Source organism: Azoarcus sp. DD4, from assembly GCF_006496635.1.
GTDB lineage: Bacteria > Pseudomonadota > Gammaproteobacteria > Burkholderiales > Rhodocyclaceae > Azoarcus.
This window is the reverse complement of the sequence record NZ_CP022958.1, coordinates 3,215,167-3,232,634: the sequence shown is the minus strand read 5'-3', so window position 1 is coordinate 3,232,634 and position 17,468 is coordinate 3,215,167. Positions and strand designations below refer to the sequence as shown.

14 protein-coding genes are annotated in these 17,468 nt (G+C 69.1%); 3 read left to right on the top strand and 11 right to left on the bottom strand.

What is annotated here, in order from left to right:
• Window positions 1-12 precede the first annotated feature (12 nt).
• The 9 genes from CJ010_RS14950 to CJ010_RS14910 form a co-directional block, all read right to left on the bottom strand.
• A complete protein-coding gene (locus CJ010_RS14950) occupies window positions 13-1,131 on the bottom strand; it encodes a glycosyltransferase family 4 protein (protein ID WP_141018771.1) in 1,119 nt (372 codons plus the stop codon).
• Window positions 1,128-2,201 carry a glycosyltransferase family 9 protein gene (locus tag CJ010_RS14945; protein ID WP_141018770.1) on the bottom strand — a complete coding sequence of 358 codons (1,074 nt, stop codon included), beginning with the start codon at window positions 2,199-2,201 and terminating at the stop codon, window positions 1,128-1,130. The genes CJ010_RS14950 and CJ010_RS14945 overlap by 4 nt, the downstream gene beginning before the upstream one ends.
• A 302-nt stretch (window positions 2,202-2,503) precedes the next feature.
• Complete coding sequence (locus CJ010_RS14940; RefSeq protein ID WP_141018769.1) at window positions 2,504-3,517, bottom strand: polysaccharide pyruvyl transferase family protein; 1,014 nt, start codon at window positions 3,515-3,517, stop codon at window positions 2,504-2,506.
• A gap of 2 nt (window positions 3,518-3,519) precedes the next feature.
• Entirely contained in the window at window positions 3,520-4,131 is a 612-nt protein-coding gene (locus CJ010_RS14935; RefSeq protein WP_141018768.1) for a glycosyltransferase family 29 protein, read from the bottom strand.
• Window positions 4,128-5,417, bottom strand: coding sequence for an O-antigen ligase (locus CJ010_RS14930; RefSeq protein WP_240794624.1), 1,290 nt, complete (start codon window positions 5,415-5,417; stop codon window positions 4,128-4,130). Before CJ010_RS14930 ends, CJ010_RS14935 begins: the two co-directional genes overlap by 4 nt.
• A gap of 2 nt (window positions 5,418-5,419) precedes the next feature.
• Window positions 5,420-6,451 carry a polysialyltransferase family glycosyltransferase gene (locus CJ010_RS14925; RefSeq protein ID WP_141018766.1) on the bottom strand — a complete coding sequence of 344 codons (1,032 nt, stop codon included), beginning with the start codon at window positions 6,449-6,451 and terminating at the stop codon, window positions 5,420-5,422.
• Window positions 6,448-8,217 carry a lipid A export permease/ATP-binding protein MsbA gene (msbA, locus tag CJ010_RS14920; protein WP_141018765.1) on the bottom strand — a complete coding sequence of 590 codons (1,770 nt, stop codon included), beginning with the start codon at window positions 8,215-8,217 and terminating at the stop codon, window positions 6,448-6,450. The genes CJ010_RS14925 and msbA overlap by 4 nt, the downstream gene beginning before the upstream one ends.
• Window positions 8,214-8,876: a tyrosine-protein phosphatase gene (locus CJ010_RS14915; protein ID WP_240794373.1), complete on the bottom strand. Its 663-nt coding sequence runs from the start codon at window positions 8,874-8,876 to the stop codon at window positions 8,214-8,216. The genes msbA and CJ010_RS14915 overlap by 4 nt, the downstream gene beginning before the upstream one ends.
• Window positions 8,877-8,887: 11 nt before the next feature.
• A complete protein-coding gene (locus tag CJ010_RS14910) occupies window positions 8,888-10,393 on the bottom strand; it encodes a glycosyltransferase family 39 protein (RefSeq protein ID WP_141018763.1) in 1,506 nt (501 codons plus the stop codon).
• Window positions 10,394-10,844: 451 nt separating this feature from the next.
• Between CJ010_RS14910 and CJ010_RS14905 the strand changes: the two genes are divergently transcribed.
• Complete coding sequence (locus CJ010_RS14905) at window positions 10,845-12,590, top strand: ABC transporter ATP-binding protein/permease (RefSeq protein WP_240794372.1); 1,746 nt, start codon at window positions 10,845-10,847, stop codon at window positions 12,588-12,590.
• On the opposite strand, the gene CJ010_RS14900 is transcribed toward CJ010_RS14905, so the two are convergent.
• Window positions 12,576-13,682 (bottom strand): glycoside hydrolase family 5 protein, encoded by a 1,107-nt coding sequence (locus tag CJ010_RS14900; protein WP_141018761.1) that lies wholly within the window; start codon window positions 13,680-13,682, stop codon window positions 12,576-12,578. The two genes, CJ010_RS14905 and CJ010_RS14900, sit on opposite strands and share 15 nt — an antisense overlap.
• Before the next feature lie 137 nt (window positions 13,683-13,819).
• On the opposite strand from CJ010_RS14900, the gene CJ010_RS14895 reads away from it, so the two are divergent.
• Complete coding sequence (locus CJ010_RS14895; protein ID WP_141018760.1) at window positions 13,820-15,502, top strand: alpha-glucosidase; 1,683 nt, start codon at window positions 13,820-13,822, stop codon at window positions 15,500-15,502.
• Window positions 15,503-15,529: 27 nt separating this feature from the next.
• Here the strand turns inward: CJ010_RS14895 and CJ010_RS14890 are convergent, their stop codons facing one another.
• A complete protein-coding gene (locus tag CJ010_RS14890) occupies window positions 15,530-16,306 on the bottom strand; it encodes an NAD(P)H-dependent oxidoreductase (protein ID WP_141018759.1) in 777 nt (258 codons plus the stop codon).
• Window positions 16,307-16,392: 86 nt separating this feature from the next.
• Here CJ010_RS14890 and CJ010_RS14885 point away from each other — a divergent pair, with 86 nt between their 5' ends.
• Entirely contained in the window at window positions 16,393-17,295 is a 903-nt protein-coding gene (locus tag CJ010_RS14885; RefSeq protein WP_141018758.1) for a LysR family transcriptional regulator, read from the top strand.
• Window positions 17,296-17,468 lie beyond the last annotated feature (173 nt).

The window sequence follows — 17,468 nt, the reverse complement described above, 5'->3', positions numbered from 1 at the left end:
GGTCGGGGCGGATCAGAGCAGGCGGCCGGCGAGCTCGACGTCGGCCAGCGCCGGCGACAGCACGCGGCGATAGACCGCGAGATTGCCCTCGCACATGGCATCCACCGAGAACTCGCGCAGCATCAGCGCACGGCCGGCTTCGCCCATGCGTTCGCGCAGCGCCGGGTTGTCGAGCAGGTGGTTGAGCGCCGCGGCCAGACCGGCGACATCGCCCGGTTCGATCAGCAGGCCGTTCTCGCCGTTACGTACCGCTTCGGGAATGCCGCCGGCGCGGCTGGCGACGATGGGTACGCGTGCGGCCGAGGCCTGCAGCAGCGACACGCCCAGACCTTCCATGTCGGCCGGGTGGGCGAGGACGTCCAGGCAGCCGAGGGTCTCGGCGAGATTGTCGACGAAGCCCATCATGCGCACCCTGTCGCCCAGGCCCTGGTCGGCGATGGCCTGGCGCAGCTCGCCATCGAGCGGGCCGCGGCCGAAGATCAGGACCTGCAGGCCGGGATGGCGGGGCAGGATGTCGTGCAGCGCCGCCAGCAGGTAGCGGTGGCCCTTGCGCCCGATCAGCTGCGCCACCATGCCGAGCAGCGGCGTATCGGCGGGCAGGCCGAGCGCGGCGCGGTAGGCCGCCTTGTCGTAGTCGCGCAGGTAGGGCTGGGCGGTGATCGCGCTGCGCACGCAGCTGATGCGATCGGTGGCGACGCCGGTGCCTATCAGTACCTGGCGGATGCCCTCCGAGATGGTCACGACGTGGTTGTAGAGCGGGTACTTGGCCGCCGCCAGGATGCGCGCCTCCGGGTTGTCCACCCGGCGCGACAGTACGCAGGGCGTGCCGGTGAAGAGCGCGGCGAGTCCGCCCCAGAGATCGGCGCCGCGGCGGCTGTGGACATGGATCAGGTCAGGCTGCTCGCGAGCGATCAGGCGGCGCAGACGAAACACCAGGCCGATGTCGGGGTCGCCGTGCATGGGCATCTCGACCACCCGGCCGTGCACCCGCGCCGGTCCGGCGATGTGCGCACCGGTCGGACAGGCCAGCAGGTTGTCGATGCCGCGGCGGGCGAGACCCTCCATCAGGTAGAGCACCTGCATGCCGCCGCCGTAGAGAAAGCGGCCCGATTCGATATGCAGGATCTTCATGCTGCCTTCTCCTTGTGGTGTCCGCGGCGCTGCGCTTGGTGCGCCAGCACCGTGCGCGCTTCGTCCATGACGCGGCCGGGGTGGATGTCGTGCAGACAGTCGTGGCTGCCGCCGCAACTGGGGCGGCGGCGGCAGGGTGAGCAGGCCAGGCCCAGCCAGATTACCCTGGCATCGGGACGGCCGGCGTCGAGGTAGGGGCGGGTGGAACCGAACAGGGCAACGGTCGGCGTGCCGAAGGCGCTGCCCATGTGGGTGAGGCCGGTGTCGACGCCGATTACCAGACCCGCCTGGGCGACCAGCGCGGCGGCTTCCGGCAGGCTGGTGGCGCCGGCCAGGGCGACCGCGCCCGGTGCCGCCAGTGCGATGCGGCGCGCGGCTTCGCGTTCGCTGGGGCCGCCCAGGATCACTGCGGCGAGGCCGAACTCCTCGCGCACCCGCCGTGCCAGCGCCTGCCAGCCGTCTTCCGACCAGTGCTTCTGCGGCCGCGTGGTGAAGGGGGCGAACACCGCGTAGCGCCGCGGTGCCAGCCCGTGCTCGGCAAGCAGGGCGCGCGCCTTGCGCGTGTTGTCGTCGGCGACGGCGAGGCGCGGCAGGAAGTGGTCGGTGTCGAGGCCGAGGTGCCGGGCGAGGTGGCGGTATTCCGAGCTGATCTGGCCGGGCGTGCCGCCGGCGGGCACCACTTCGGTCATCAGCCAGCGGCTGCCCTCGCGCGAACCGAGGCCGATGCGGCGCGGCGCGCCCGACAGCCAGGCGAGCCAGCCGCTCTTGAAGAGGCTTTGCATGTCGATCGCGGTGTCGAAGTCGCGCGCCTTGAGCGTGGCTGCGAACGCGCGCACCGCGCGGCGTAGTTCGGCCAGGCGCCGTTCGCGCCACAGCCGCTTCCACTCGGCCTTGGGCCACAGGATCAGTTCGTCGATGCAGGGGTCGGCGGCGAGCAGGCCGTCGAGGCCGGGTTCGACCAGCCAGGCGATGTGGGCATCCGGGTAGCGCCGCCGCAGGGCCGCCACGAAGGGCGAGGCGAAGACGAGATCGCCGATGGCCGAGGTGCGGACGAGGAGGATGCGGTTCATGCAGCGTTCGGTTCTTGCGGTTTCGATGCGTGTGGCGAAATGGGTCGCCCCTTGCCGGATGCGGCGGGCGTTTGCTTGGATACCGAGTCTGCGGTCCGTTTTTTGCGCACCGATGTCCACCGTGTTTGGGTTTGGTGACGTGTCCGGGTGCGGCAACCGGCGCCCGAGGGTGCGCGGTGCCGCAGGGTTCCGCTGCTGTCGGCCCCGGGTGGCAATGTGACGGGATGGGTGTGAAGAAAAAGCGGCTTGTGTGTGAAAAAGCCGTTGAAGCGTGAGCGGCCGGGTGGCCGCCGGGGGGGGATTCAGCCGCGCATGCGGCGGGCGTCGAGCCGGGTGCGGATGGTGTCGAACATGGCCTTGCTGCGGCAGTGGGCCGAGACGAGGAATTCGGTCAGCGCCGCTTCCTCGTCGGCGTGCCAGCCCTGGGCAGCGGGGTCGGCCATCTCGTCCACCTCGGCGAGCGGGACCACCCGCCGGGTGCTGCCGAACACGTCTTCCAGCAAGCCGGAGATCTTGGGCGTGTTCGATTCGACGGCGACGAAGGGCGTACGTGTCGCCAGCGCCAGGGTGACGGCATGGAAGCGCCCGGTGCACAGCAGGCGGTGGCTGGCGAGGTAGGCGAGGAATTCCTGCCGGTTGCGGGTGTTGCGGCCGGTGAGGGTGGCATGCAGCCACTTGGCCTGGCGCCGCACGTAGTCGTAGCGCAGGCCGCAGTCGGCCAGCCGCGGCCGGGCGGCGTGGGTGAGCTTGCTGTAGTGCCAGCCGTGCGCGCGGCACAAGGCCTTCATGCTGCTGGCCACCTCGCTCTTGACCGAATCGGTGCCCAGCACGCCGCTGCGTTCGGCGGGCGGCGGCGGTGCGACGAGCAGGGTGAGGTCGGGCACTACGCTGGCGGCGATGCCGCTGCCGGCAAGCGCGTCGAGCGAGCGGCTTTCGCGCAGGTAGATCGCGTCGAAGTAGCGCAGCTTGTCGACCACGCTGTCTTCCAGCGCGTAGAGCGAGCTGTTCACCAGGTAGGCCGGGATGCTGGCGCTGTGGTGGGCATAGCCGGCGATCTCGGCCAGGTAGTGGGCGCGGTCGCGTTCGGCGCTGTCGTGGATCGAGCCTTCGCCGTTCACGATCACCGCATCCACATGGCGCAGCGCCTGCTCGACTTCCGGCCGGCCGCGCCAGTCGACGCCCATCGGCCAGAAGAACACGGGGTCGATGTCGCGCGCCCGCAGCTCGGCGATCAGCGTTTCCATGACGAACTCGCAGCCGTAGTGCGAGGTGCGGCGGGTGTCGTTGAAGATGGCAACACGGTGCAGGCGACGCATGATCAAGCCCCCGTTGCGAGTTTGCGCAAGCCGCCGGCGGCGATCATCTCGCCTACCAGGCGTGCTTCGGCGTCGCCGTCGTGCGGCTTCGAGGCCTTGCGCGGATGTTTGAAAAGACCGAAGAAGCGGCGGTTGTAGAAGGTGCCGCTGGCGAAGAAGTCGAAGCCGGCAAAGGCCAGCTCGGCGCAGTCGCAGTGGTTGCGGAAGAAGTTGAGCGCGATCAGCCCGGTGGAGGGGCGCGCCGGCGCGATGCGGCGGTAGAGCCCTTCCCAGATGTCGAGCGGATGCATCACCAGGCGGTCGCCGAAGGCGGTGAGGTCGGGCATCTTCTCGCGCTTGGGCGTGGCCCACATCACCCACTCGGGCCGGTAGGCGCTGCGGATGGTCGCGGCGTCGAGCTTGTCGGTGGAAGTCAGCACGATGTCGGTCCGGCTGCCCTGGTGGCGGGGATCGCGCACCAGGCCGAGGTTCATCCGTACCACCCGGTCGTAGCCGTCGATGACCGTGCCGAGCGACTGGCCGAACTGGCTTTCGCTGTTGCCGACGACGACCACTCGCTGCCCTGCCACTGCGCGGCGCAATGCGGCGATGCCTTGGGGTGTTTCGCTGTTCATGTTCGCTGTCCGACTGCCTGGATGGGGCGCTGGCGCTGGCGGTGAGCGAGCGCGCCGGCCGGGACTGCCAGGCTCATTATCAGGATGTTGGTGCCGGCGATCGCGGGAAAAAACACGTTTGTGAGCGAAAACATCGCCGCCGCAGCGGTGGCGAGCAGACCGACGAGTGCGAAATAGCGGCTGTCGGCGTCGGTGGCGGCAAGCGCGCGGTGGAAGTAGCGCAGGAAGCCGAGCACGCAGGCCGCCAGCGCGGCCAGCCCGAGCACGCCGCCGCGGGCGGCCATGTCGATCGGGGCCGAGTGCAGGTGGGTGTAATGCAGCACCGAGGGATTGACCGTACCGGCGGCGGCACCGGCCGCGAGCCAGTCGTGGAGATTGGCGAAACCGATGCCGAGCAGCGGATGGGCGAGGAAGGCATCGAGCCCGAGACGGTACAGATGGAGGCGGGTGCCGATGGAAGACAGCGCCGTGCCGGCGGCCTCGGCCGGGAATGTGCTCCACAGGCGGTGCAGGCTGTCGAATTCCGCCAGGGTGCGCTCGTTGATGGCCGGCGTGGCCGCGGCCACGGCGAGCAGGGCGAGACCGGCGGCGGCGACCGCCAGCCGCAGGCCGGGCCGGAGCCCGGCGGCGCCCAGGCTCAACAGCCAGGCCAGCACCGGGATGCATACCCAGCCGCCGCGGCTGCCGGAGGCGAAGGAGGCGTACAGTGCAGCGGCCGCGGCGAGTGCGGTGAGCGTGGCCAGACCGGGGCGGCGGGCGGCGGGCGGCCTCGCCACCCAGCCGGCCAGGGCCAGGAAGCCGAGCAGCAGCGCATCGTTGCCGAAGGGAATGGCGTTCATCGTGCCGCTGGCGCGCTCGTAGCCGAGGCCGTACAGCTGCCAGGCCGCCAGCGCCGCCGCGGCGAGGCAGCCGATCAGCACGCCGAGGCGCAGGTGGCGCGCATCGAGGCCGATCCGGCTGATCGCCAGATAGATGAAGAAGCCGAGCAGCATGCGGCCGGGCTTGTCGAGCAGTTCGGCATCCCAGCCGGTGAGGGCCAGGTTGAGCGCGGTGTAGAGCGGCAGGACGAGAAAGAGCGCGCCGACGCGCAGATCGTCGGCGTCCAGATGGCGTTCGCGCAGCGCCAGCACGATGCCGCTGCAGGCCAGCAGCGCGCCCATGCTGCCGGGGCTGAAGGGGCCGCGCAGGGTGACGAGGCCGGCGAAGGCGATCAACACCGCGTAGTTGCAGAACCGGCGCAGCAAGGGCGGTGCGAGGGCGGACTGCGTACTGGTCGCGGCCGGCATCCTCAAGAACGGATCTCCACGCCGACCGCGGCGAAGCTGCGTGCCATGTCGTCCTTCTCGGCCGCGGACTTGAAACGGATGCGCGACCAGCCGCAGGCTTCCACCGCGGTGTCGGGGCCGTAGAGCTGGCGGGCGAAGAGCAGCGCCGACGAGCGCACGCCGATCACCGCATCGTAGCGGCGGCCGGCCATGAAGCGCTCCAGCGGCTCGGCCGGGGCGATGGTCCGGTAGTCCGGGTGGCAGAGTTCGCGCTTCCCGTCCTTGGGATGAGGCTTGTAGTCGACCTGGCCGATGTCGAGCGCCGTCAGCCGGGCGCGGATCTCGGCGGTGACGGCGGCGAGGTCGGCGGCGGACATCAGGCCGAAGCCGGTGAGCGGCTGGCCGATGACCAGGGCGCGGCGTGCCCCGCCCGCTTCCTCATCGCCGCCGACTGTCGCTTCGACCAGCGGCGGTAGCACCGCCACCTTGTCCGCCGGGTATTCGTGCGGCAGGCCGGGCAATACGTAGATGCGGTCGCAGAAGGGCGCGTCCGAACCGATGCGGTCGCCGCCGAAGCACCAGTAGTCGAGTTCCGGTGCCGCCAGCCGGCGCAGCTTGCGGCCGTACTGGGCGAGGCGTCTGGCGAGGCTCAGGGGATAGCGCCGGGTGCTGATGATGCCGTCGGGCAGGATGCGGGCGCGCATGCGGCGGGCGCCGCAGGCCGGCGGCAGCGCTCGCAGGAAGTAGTTGATCGCCTCGGTGTCGAACACCGCGCTGTGGATGCGGATGTCGTCGCAGCGGCCGACCAGTTGCGCCACCAGCCGGATGTTGGCGCGCAGCCGGCGATGGCGGCCGCAGGGGCCGGGCAGCGGCTCCCAGCGCGGCCAGGGCATGAAGCTGGCCGCATCCCATTCTTCCGGCCGGACGATGCTGGCGACGCCGTGCTTGTACCACACCAGCACCTGCCGGCTGCCGGCTTCGAAGCTGGCGGCGATGCGGCGCGCGGCGAGGTACTGCAGCGGCGAGGCGACGAAGTAGAGGGCGACGGGGTTCATGCTGCCTGCGCCGCCTCCTGTGTTCGCGGGGCGGCGGCGAACTCCGCCGGACTTGCCAGCAGCCCGGCATAGGCGCCGCCGGCCGCGGCCAGCTCGGCGTGACAGCCGCTCTCGACGATGCGGCCCTGCGCCATCACCACGATGCGGTCGGCGTCGCGCACGGTGGACAGGCGGTGGGCGATCACCAGCGTCGTGCGCTGGCGGCGCAGGCGGTCGAGTGCGTCCTTCACCGCGCGCTCGGAAGCGTTGTCCAGCGCCGAGGTGGCCTCGTCCAGCAGCAGGATGGGCGCATCGCGCAGGAAGGCGCGGGCGATGGCGATGCGCTGGCGCTGGCCGCCGGAGAGCTGGTCGCCGTCGTGGCCGATGCGGCTGTCCAGCCCCTGCGGCAGTGCGGCGATGAAGTCCCAGGCGTGGGCAGCGCGGGCGGCAGCCTCGATGGCGGCGCGTGGCGCATCCGGCCGGCCGTAGGCGATGTTGGCGGCGACGGTATCGTCGAACAGCACCACCTGCTGGCCGACCCAGGCGATCTGGCGGCGCAGCCATGCCAGCGGGAGGTCGGCGAGCGGCTCGCCGTCGAGCAGGATGCGGCCCTGCTGCGGATCGAAAAAGCGCGCGATCAGGTTCACCAGCGTGCTCTTGCCGCTGCCGGAGGCGCCCACCAGCGCCACCGTTTCGCCGGGACGTATCATCAGGCTGATGTCGGCGAGCGCTGCGGCATCCTGGCCGGGGTAGCGGAAGCACACGCCTTCCAGCCGCAGTTCGCCGCGTGCCGGCGCGCGCGCGGGGCCGGCGCTGTCTGCTTCCACCGGCGTGTCGAGCAGTTCGAACAGGCTTTGCGCACCGGCCAGGCCGCGCTGGATCACCGCGTTGATGTTGGTCAGCCGGCGGATGGGTTCGAACAGCATCGCCATCGCGGTGACGAAGGCGACGAACTCGCCCGGCGTCAGGCGATTGTCGGCCGACAGCAGCGAAGCCACCCAGATCACCGCCGACACCGCGGCGGCGGCGAGGATCTGCACCAGCGGCGCATTGGCGGCGGCCACGCGCACGCTGCGCATGGTCTGCTTGCGCAGGCGTTCGGTCAGCGCGGCGAAGCGGGCGTCTTCGATGTCGTGGCTGCCGAAGAGTTTGATCTCGCGGATGCCGGCGAGCGATTCTTCCACCGCGCCGGTGACCTGCCCGGTCGTGGCCTGCATCTCGCGGTTGGTGCCGCGCAGCTTGCGGCTGGCGACCCGCACCAGCCAGGCGACCAGCGGTGCGACGGCGACGATCAGCAGCGTCAGCTCCCAGGCGGTGTAGACGAGATAGCCGATCAGCCCGGCGATGATGCAGGCGTCGCGGATCACCACGATCCAGGCATTGGACAGCGCCGCGCCCACCTGAGGAATGTCGTAGAGGATGCGCGACAGCATGCGGCCGCCGGCTTCGGCCTGGTGTACCGCCAGCGGCAGTTGCAACTGGTGATGGAAGACCTGGCGGCGCAGGTCGGTGATGGCCTTGTTGGCGATCCACTGGCTGGCCACGCTGGCGACGTATTCGGCGATGCCCTTGCCGAGGAAGGCAGCCATCAGCAGCAGCGGCACCTGCCACTGGGCGGTGGCGCTGCGGGCGATCAGGCTGTCGTCGACCAGCGGCTTCAACAGCGCGGGCAGCACTGGCTCCAGCGCGGCGGCGGCCACCATCGCCAGCAGCGATAGCGCCACCACGCCGCGGTAGGGGCGCAGGCTGCCGAGCAGCCGGCGGTAAAGCGCGAGGGAGTCCGTCATTCGCGGTGCAGTACCTTGTCGACCACCACGCTGGCCCAGCCGTCGTCGCGGAAGGCGGCTTTCAGCGCCTTCTCGTCGTACATCGTGTCCACCCAGTCGATGAAGGCGATCGGCCGGCGGGCATCGCACGCAAGGTAGCTGGCGAAGAAGAAGTCGAGGATGCCGGTGCGGGCGCGCCTGGAGTGGCCGTATTTCCACGACAGCTCGCGCATCGCCTCGCGCACAGGGTGGCCCAGCTGCAGGATGCGGAACAGCGCGGCGCCCAGGCCGGCGCGGTCGGCGCCCGACTTGCAGTGCAGCAGCGCCGGGTATTCCAGCCGGGCGTAGAGTTCGCGCATGCGGTGGATCTCTGCCACCGAGGGCGGCGTGCGCGAGTAGAGCTTGACGCTGTGGAGTTCGATGCCGAGCCGGGCGCAGGCTTCTTCCTCGTAGAAGTAGGAGCCGTAGTCGTGTACCCCGCGCAGGTTGACGATGCTGCGGATACCGTGGCGGACGTGGTAGCGGCGGATCTGCGCCGGGCTGGGCTGGCTGCAGCGGTACATGCCGCCGCCCAGGGCGTGGAAGTTGTTGTACACCGCGCGGATGGCGCCGTGATCCACCAGGTGCATGTCCAGCCAGGCGCGCAGCCGGCGGGTGGGGGTCGATAGCGCGATGCTCATGCCGGATTCGTTCAGTAGCCCTTGAAGCCCTTCAGCAGCCATATTGACGCCCTTCTGTGAAAATCCGGATACAGCGCCACGTCGATGTCGCCGAGGTGTTCGGCGGAGTCGAAACGCTGCGTCACCTCGGCCAGCGCGGCAGCGTCGCGCCGTATCGAGACGAACAGCACCGGGCCGGTGTCGGCCGCGGTGAGCGGCGCGGTCAGGCCGTAGTGATCGACGATGTGCGGGTCCGCCTGCCAGCGCGCGTAACGCGCCGGGCGCAGGCCGTAGATGAGCTGGGCCAGCAGCTCGCGGTCGTCGCCCATGAGGATGGTGTCCGGCGCGATGGCGCGCTGCGCTTCCAGCCGCGGGGCCACTGCCTGCACCATCTCGCTCCAGCCGCGGGCGCGCTTGTAGGGGTCGCTGCGCCCGCTCAGTGGCTTGCCGGCGGCGGCGAGGATGTCCTGCCAGTGGTAGAGGCCGAGGCCGAGTGCCACATTGAGCGCGATCGCAGCCAGCAGCAGGCGGCGGCGCCCGCCCGGGGCGGCGTCCGCAGCCACCAGCACGCTCGCCGCGACGAAGACGGGCGCGGCCCAGTTGCCGTTGGCGCGGCCGGTGAGCGCCTGTGCGCAGACCACTGCGAACAGCGGCAGCACGAAGATCAGCAGGAAGCGCAGCCGCGGCTCGGCCCACAGCCGCTGCGGCTTCAGCATAGGCAACAGCAGGCCCAGGCCCAGCAGCGGACCGAAGGACAACCACTGGGCCGCGAGGAATTCGCCCAGTTCTTCCGGGTGCCAGCCGCGCGCGCCGACGCGGGTGATCTCGGCGGTGTGCTGGAAGGTCGGGAAGCCGTGCCGCCAGTTCCACCACAGGTTGGGCGCGAAGATCGCCGCAGTCAGCAGCAGCCCGGCCCACGGCGCCGGCCGCAGGATCTGGCGGCGGCCGGCCGGGTGCGCCAGCAGGGCGAGGAAGGTCGTGCCGACGAAGGCGATCATCGTGTACTTCGACATCAGCCCCAGCCCGGCGATCAGGCCGACGCCCAGCCACTGACCGAGCCTGCCCTGTTCCAGAGCGTGCCACAGCAGCAGCAGGCCGAGCGCCCAGCAGAACAGCAGCGGTGCGTCGGTGCTGGCGAACAGGCCGAGCGCCGAGACCGCCGGCAGCGTCAGGAAAGCCAGCCCCGCCCATAACCCGACGCGGGCATCGAACAGCGTGCAGCCTAGCCGGTGGATGAGCAGCGCGGTGGCCGGGTAGAGGATGAGCGAGGGCGCCTTGAGCGCGAAGAGCGTATCGCCGAACAGGCTTTCGGACAGCGCCAGCAGGGCGGCGATCAGCGGCGGCTTGGAGTAGTAGCCCCAGTCCAGCGCCTGCGCCCAGCCCCGGTAGTAGGCCTCGTCTACATAGGGGTCGAGATCCAGCCGGCCGAGCGCCACCAGCCGATAGGCGGTCACCAGCGCCACGCAGGCGAAGAAGACCCGCGCCAGCGTGCGGTCGGCGGCGGGGCGGTCGGTGAGGATGGAGGTGGTGGCTAGCATCGGCGAGCGATTGTAGGGCGCCGAGTGTGAGCGCTTTGTGAAGGTGCCCGCGCCGCAGCCGGCCACCGCGGCGTGCCCTCACCGCCTGCAACTTGCGGGCGACGAGGAACTACGACCGCTAATCCGCCGTGGCGGTGGACTAGTCTGACATTCGTAGCGACACGTTTGCGAAGGGCAGGGCAGCCATGAACATACCGGCGGCGTACTTCGGCCGACTCCGGTCGCGCCTGCCGACTGTTCGCCGCACGGCGGGCAGCGGTTCGCCCTGGCCTGAAGAGCACATGGCCGGCGCATACCTCGTGCACGCCGATGTCATCGACAAGCCTTCCGGCTGCGGCGGAGGGATGGCCCCCCGCCGCGAAGCTGCGGTGCGCCGCCGCTGGCGGCGTCGCCCGCCGGCAGTGTAGATTAGGCCATCATGCAAGCGACCAGCCCATCATCCCCGAGTCGTATGTCGCAACTGGTCCTGCAGTTCCGGCTGCTCGTTGCGCCGTACTGGCGCAGCGACCGCAAGTGGATCGTGCGTGGCCAGGTGATGCTGCTCGTCCTGTTGACGATGGCGCAGGTGGCCCTTGCCATCTGGATCAGCTACTGGCACCGCGAACTGTTCGACGCGCTCGAGGCGCGCTCGTTGTCGGACCTGCTGCGGCAGGCGCTGATCTTCCTGCTGATCTTCGGACTGACGATGCTGGTCACCGCGGTGCATCTGTACGTCAAGCGCTGGGTGCAGCTCGACTGGCGACGATGGATGACCAGCCGCCTGCTCGATGGCTGGATGGCGCACGCCCACCTCTATCGCCTGCATTATTCCGACGGCGACCACGACAACCCCGACGGCCGCATCGCCGAAGACATCCGCATCGCCACCGAGATGGCGATCACGCTGGCGCACTCGCTGCTGTTTTCGCTGCTCATCCTCGGCTCCTTCATCGATATCCTGCTCGAAGTCTCGGGCACCGCCACGGTGCCCGGCACCACCCTGGCGGTGCCGGGCTACCTGGTGGTGATGGCCTTCATCTATGCCGGCGTCGGCACGGTGCTGGGGCTGATGCTGGGTCGGCCTCTGATCCGTACCACCAACCGGCTGCAGGCGGTCGAGGCGAATTTCCGCTACGGTCTGGCACGCGCGCGCGAACATTCCGAGGCGATCGCGCTGATGCATGGCGAGCGCTACGAGCGGCGGGGCGCCGACCGCCTGTTCGCCGAGGTGGGGCGCGGCTGGAACCTGCAGACCGTGGCTTACCTGGGCATCGTCTCGTTTTCCACCGGCTACGGCACGCTGCTGCCGGTCTTCCCCATCCTGATCGCGGCGCCCCAGTACATCGCCGGGGCGATGAGCCTGGGCCTGCTGATGCAGGCAGCGCAGGCCTTCCAGCGCCTGACCTCGGCCCTGTCCTGGCCGGTGGACAACCTCGGCGATCTCGCCCGCTGCCGCGCCTCCATCGACCGCATCGTCGCGCTCTACCAGGACATGGAGGCGCTGGAGCAGGGCGGCTGGAGCAACCACAGCGGTGGCGAGCACATCCAGCTCTGCCATTCCCACCATCCCGAGCTCAGCATCCGCAAGCTGCGGCTGACGACGCCGAGCGGCCAGCTGCTGCTGGAAGATTTCGACCTGCATGTGCGGCGCGGCGAGCGCATCCTCATCACCGGCGATCCGGGGGTGTCGATCAGCCTGTTCAAGGCGGTGGCCGGCCTGTGGCCGTGGGGGCAGGGCGAGATCAGCCTGCCCGAGGGGCGCGACATGATGTTCCTGCCGCAGCGCCCCTTCCTGCCGGAAGGCACGCTGCGTTCGGTGCTGAGCTATCCGCATGAGGCGGACCACTACAGCACCGCCTGCCTGCATCGCTCGCTGGAATGCGCCGGCATCGCCTGGCTGGCGCCGCGCCTGGACGACAGCGAGGACTGGGGCCGCAGCCTGCCGCTGCGGGCGCAGCAGCGCCTGGGCATGGCGCGGCTCTTCCTGCAGCAGCCGGGCTGGGTGTTCATCGAGGAAGCCACCGACGCCTTCGACCTCAAGGACGAGGTGTGCACCATGGAAATGTTGCACCACGAACTGCCCAATTCCACCCTGCTCAACATCAGCCTGCACAACGGCCTGTTCCACTTCTACGACCGCAAGCTGGTGCTCAAGCGGCACCGGGAGGCGCAGCCGCTCCCCCGGGCCGAAGAAGAGCCGGCGCTACCGGAAGTCTGACGGCAGCCAGCCGCGTTCGACGCTGTCGCGGAAGCACCAGGCCGGCGTGGTCTCCGTCTTGTAGCTCCAGAAGAACCAGCCGAGGTATTTCTCGAAGGTCGCCAGCTGGCCGGCGGCATAGCCGCGGGTGGCGACGTTCTGCTGGAAGTCATCCATGTACTCCAGCGCGTGGTTGAACGGCCCTTCGGCCCACAGCGATACGACGCGCAGGTCCAGCCCCAGACTCCATTCGCCGCAGAAGGTGGGCAGGCCGAGTTCGGTGATGATCTCGTCCGCCTCCTGCTTCCACTCGCCGGTAGCCTTGCGGATGTGGCCGTAGATGTCCATGTCGATCTCGGCGCGATCGAAGCACTGGTAGCGGTGGATGTCGAAGATCACGTTGCGGTATTCCGGCTCCTGCATGAAGCCGAGGTATTCGCGGAAGGAGCGGAAACCGTCGTGGAACACCACCGCCACGCGCTCGGGCGGGCAGTGCTTGCGGATGCGCGCGTAGGCGGCCAGGTAATAGGCCTTGAGGTAGTCGGTCGGCACGTCCCAGCGCGGCTCGTTGAGCGCTTCGATGGCGTGCAGCGCGGGGTGGGCGCGGTAACGTTCGGCAAGGCGTTCGAGCACGTCGAGCGCATGCTCCAGGTATTCCGGCTTGGTGTGCCATTCGCACACGCCCATGATGCCGCCGTTGTCGAAACCGTTCTGGCAGCCGGGCGCGGCGTGCAGGTCCAGCACCACGTGCAGGCCGAATTCGCGCGCCCAGTCCATCGCGCGGTCCAGCACCTCGATGCCGCCGGTGACGAAGGGATGCGGGTTGCTGCCGTATTTCGGGTGATAGGGGTAGCCGGGGCCGAAAATCCAGTGGCCGACCGGAATGCGCACGGCGTTGATGCCGCGTTCGGCCAGCCAGGCGAAATCGTCGCGGGTGACGAAGCTGTTCCAGTGGCGTCGCAGCTTGTCGGTGGCGGCGCTGCCGAGCTCGGCGCACCAGGTGGTTTCGTCGGTGGCCTCCAGACCTTCGAACAAGCTGGGCACCATCCATTTTTCCAGCAGCAGCCAGCTTCCGAGATTGACGCCGCGCAGCTTCATGCCTGTCGCTTTCATTATTCGTCTCCCGTTTGTCTTGCCCCGGTTCATGCAGTGTGCAACGGCCGTGCGGCGCGGGGGCGCGTATCCTGTCACGGTCTGATGACAGCATACGCGCCCCCGCGTCCGGCGGGGAGCGGCGGCGGAGGCCGATCATGCAAAAGCGATGGTGGCGCGAGGCGGTGGTCTACCAGCTTTACCCGCGCAGCTTCATGGATGCCGACGGCGACGGCATCGGCGACATCCCCGGCATCCTCCAGCGGCTCGACTACCTGCAGTGGCTGGGCGTGACGGTGATCTGGCTGTGCCCGGTGTACCGCTCGCCGGACGACGACAACGGCTACGACATCAGCGACTACCGCGACATCGACCCGATGTACGGCAGCATGGCCGACTTCGACCGCCTGCTCGCCGAACTGCATCGCCGCGGCATGCGCCTGGTCCTCGACCTGGTGCTCAACCACAGCAGCGACCAGCACCCCTGGTTCCTCGAATCGCGCGCCGGGCGCAACAGCCCCAGGCGCGACTGGTACATCTGGCGCGACGGCCGCGATGGCGGACCACCCAACAACTGGGAGAGCATCTTCAAGGGGCCGGCCTGGCAGTACGACGAGGCCAGCGGCCAGTACTACCTGCACCTCTTCACCGCCCGCCAGCCCGACCTCAACTGGGACAACCCCGCGGTGCGCGAGGCGCTGTGCGAGATGGCGCGCTGGTGGCTGGACAAGGGCGTGGACGGATTCCGGCTCGATGCCGTCACCCACTTCAAGAAGGCGCCGGGGCTGCCGGATGCGCCCAACCCGCTGGGGCTGGCCTGCGCGCCGGCCTACGGCCAGCACATGTGCGTGCCCGGCCTGCTCGACTACATCGACCAGCTCGACCGCGATGTCTTTCACCGCTACGACATCATGACGGTGGGCGAAGCCAACGGCGTTTCCGCCTCCGACGCGCCACCTTGGGTGGGCGAGGACAACGCCGCCGGGCGCGGCCGGCTCGACATGCTGATCCACTTCGAGCACTGGAACCTGTGGTCCAGCCAGCCGCGCGCGGCACTCGACGTGCGTGCGCTCAAGACCATCCTCAGCCGCTGGCAGAAAGCGCTCGCCGGGCGCGGCTGGAATGCGCTCTACCTGGAAAACCACGACCTGCCACGGGTGGTGTCGCGCTGGGGCGATCCCGAACGCTACCGCAACGAAAGCGCCACCGCGCTGGCGGCGATGTACTTCCTGATGCAGGGCACGCCCTATCTCTACCAGGGCCAGGAGTTGGGCATGGCCAACACCCGCTTCGCCAGCCTGGCCGACTTCCAGGACCGCTACGCGCAGAACCGCATCGCCCAGATGCGCGCCGACGGCATGGACGACGCCGACATCCTCGCCGAGATGGCCATCACCGCGCGCGACAACTCGCGCACACCGATGCCCTGGGACGACGGCCCCAATGCCGGCTTCACCACCGGCACGCCGTGGTTGCCGCTGAATCCCGACTATCCCGAATGGAACGTCGCGCGCGAGCAGGCCGATCCGCGCTCGGTGCTCAACTTCTATCGGGAAATGATCGCCCTGCGTGCGGCCGAGCCGGCGCTGATTCATGGCCGTTACCGCCCGCTGCTGAAGACGCATCGGCAGATCTACGCCTACCTGCGCGTACACGAGGGCGTGCGCTTTGCCGTCATCTGCAATCTCAGCCCCAGCCCCGCGCACTACCGCCACCGCGGCTTCGCACTGCACGGTGACGGCCTGCTGCTGGCCAACTACCCGGTCGAAGCGCATGGCGAACTGCGGGCGCTGCGGCTGCGGCCGTTCGAGGCGCGGGTTTACCGGATTGGCGGCGATTGAGGAGGCGCCATCCCGACGTCCGCTCGGTCATGAGAGATGGATGTGGAAACCGGACTGGCCCGGTGCAAGCTCGGGCCGTAGCGTCAATTCCGGAACGAGGTAGTCGCCGGCGTTCTGCCGGCGGAAAGGAATGGGCGCCGTGCTCCACAGATCGTCCAGCCGCTGGCCGAGCGCCGCGCACACCGTCGGGAACGCTGCCTCGTCGATTCGGCTGGTCCGGTAGATCACATGCGGCGGCAGCACGTCGAAGCCGGGATAGAACAGGATGCCGTGCTGGATGGGGAACAGGATGTCGTCGATCGGCCCGTTGATGCCGCGTGGCTCGTAGTGCGACATCCAGCCGCCGGTCGTGACCACCAGCATGGCGCGCTTGCCGGCCAGCGTGCCTTCGCCGTAGCGGTCGCCCCAGTGCGTGTCGGAATGCTCGCCCACGCCATAGGCGAAGCCGTAGGCATACACGCGTTCGACCCAGCCCTTGAGCAGGGCCGGCATCGAGAACCACCACAGCGGGAATTGCAGGATGACAGCGTCCGCCCAGCGCAGCTTGTCCTGCTCGCGCAGGATGTCCGGACTCTGGGTGCCGTTCCGGAACGCCTGCATGGAATCCAGGGACGGGTCGAAGCGCGTGTCGGCCTGCCGCGCGGTATTGTCATCCGCATCCAGGGACGCCTTCCACTTCATGGCGTACAGGTCGGACACCGCAACGCGATGGCCTGCACGCTCCAGACGCTGGACGGCGAAGTCCTTGAGCGAGCCGTTCAAGGACTGTGGTTCGGGGTGGGCATAGACGAGAAGGACGTTCATGGCTGGGGGCTCCGTCAGGGAATGAGCGCACGATAGGTGTGCCTGAGATATTCTTGAAATGAATTCCTCGAATATCTGGTATTGCCATGAGCAATTCGCTAAGCCGTCTCGACCTGAACCTGCTGGTTACGCTCGACACCTTGCTGACCGAGCACAACGTCACCCGCGCCGCCGAATGCCTGCATCTGGCGCAGCCAACGGTGAGCGTGCAGCTTGCGAAGTTGCGGGAACTCTTCGGCGATCCGCTGCTGCTGCCCGGCCCGCGGGGCATGCGGCCTACCGCCCGCGCCGATGAATTACGCGAGCCGCTGCGGCAGGCGCTGCAAGCACTGGCGCAGGCGGTCGCACCTTCCACGCCCTTCGATCCCGCACAGGCCAGCAATACCTGGCGGGTGGCGGCGTCGGATTACGGTGAATCCACGATCCTGCTGCCGGCGCTGGCCGGGCTGCGGTCGGCCGCACCGGCGGCGAGGTTGGCGATCCTGGAACTGAATCCGCCGATGCTGGCGCGGCAGGCCGAGCAGGGCGGCATCGATCTGGCCTTCCACATCAGCGCGGAAGCGCCGCCCGCTTTGCGGCGCAGGTCGATGTTCACCGAGCGCTATGTGCTGGCCGGCCGCGCCGGGCATCCCCGCTTGAAGCGGCGCCCGACGCTGGCGCAGTTCTGTGAACTGGATCACGTCATCGTGTCACCGGACGGCGGCGGCTTTCACGGTGTGACGGATACCGCATTGACCGCGCTGGGAATGACACGAAGGGTGGTGCTGTCGGTGCCGCACTTCCTGTTCCTCGGTGCGGTGCTGAGCAGCACCGATCTGGTGGCCCTGGTGCCGTCGCGCCTGGTGCGCGGTAATCCCGCGCTGCAGGTGGTAGAGCCGCCGCTGGAGGTGCCGGGCTTCGAAATGCTCATGCTCTGGCATGAACGCGTCCACCGCGACCCGGCGCACCAATGGCTGCGCGAGCACATCGTCAGGTCGGTAAGCGTGTAGGTCGCTATTCCGAGGCTGCTTGCACTATCAAGGGCTTCAGCATGGCCACGCTCGGCCGCCCCTCAGGCATCGGGCGCAAGGCGCCGGTCTGTGGCGGCGTTCGCGGATGTAAAGAGCATCGTGCCGGGATGGCGAGGCGCTATTGCGTGACATCTGTCATTACCGGAGGTGCC

What these genes read in the sequence shown, in the direction of transcription:
- msbA (WP_141018765.1), bottom strand. Translation starts at nt 8,217, where the DNA reads ATGACGGACTCCCTCGCGCTTTACCGCCGGCTGCTCGGCAGCCTGCGC.
- CJ010_RS14940 (WP_141018769.1), bottom strand. Translation starts at nt 3,517, where the DNA reads ATGCGTCGCCTGCACCGTGTTGCCATCTTCAACGACACCCGCCGCACC.
- CJ010_RS14935 (WP_141018768.1), bottom strand. Translation starts at nt 4,131, where the DNA reads ATGAACAGCGAAACACCCCAAGGCATCGCCGCATTGCGCCGCGCAGTG.
- CJ010_RS14895 (WP_141018760.1), top strand. Translation starts at nt 13,820, where the DNA reads ATGCAAAAGCGATGGTGGCGCGAGGCGGTGGTCTACCAGCTTTACCCG.
- CJ010_RS14930 (WP_240794624.1), bottom strand. Translation starts at nt 5,417, where the DNA reads ATGCCGGCCGCGACCAGTACGCAGTCCGCCCTCGCACCGCCCTTGCTG.
- CJ010_RS14925 (WP_141018766.1), bottom strand. Translation starts at nt 6,451, where the DNA reads ATGAACCCCGTCGCCCTCTACTTCGTCGCCTCGCCGCTGCAGTACCTC.
- CJ010_RS14950 (WP_141018771.1), bottom strand. Translation starts at nt 1,131, where the DNA reads ATGAAGATCCTGCATATCGAATCGGGCCGCTTTCTCTACGGCGGCGGC.
- CJ010_RS14905 (WP_240794372.1), top strand. Translation starts at nt 10,845, where the DNA reads ATGTCGCAACTGGTCCTGCAGTTCCGGCTGCTCGTTGCGCCGTACTGG.
- CJ010_RS14915 (WP_240794373.1), bottom strand. Translation starts at nt 8,876, where the DNA reads ATGAGCATCGCGCTATCGACCCCCACCCGCCGGCTGCGCGCCTGGCTG.
- CJ010_RS14945 (WP_141018770.1), bottom strand. Translation starts at nt 2,201, where the DNA reads ATGAACCGCATCCTCCTCGTCCGCACCTCGGCCATCGGCGATCTCGTC.
- CJ010_RS14885 (WP_141018758.1), top strand. Translation starts at nt 16,393, where the DNA reads ATGAGCAATTCGCTAAGCCGTCTCGACCTGAACCTGCTGGTTACGCTC.
- CJ010_RS14910 (WP_141018763.1), bottom strand. Translation starts at nt 10,393, where the DNA reads ATGCTAGCCACCACCTCCATCCTCACCGACCGCCCCGCCGCCGACCGC.
- CJ010_RS14890 (WP_141018759.1), bottom strand. Translation starts at nt 16,306, where the DNA reads ATGAACGTCCTTCTCGTCTATGCCCACCCCGAACCACAGTCCTTGAAC.
- CJ010_RS14900 (WP_141018761.1), bottom strand. Translation starts at nt 13,682, where the DNA reads ATGAAAGCGACAGGCATGAAGCTGCGCGGCGTCAATCTCGGAAGCTGG.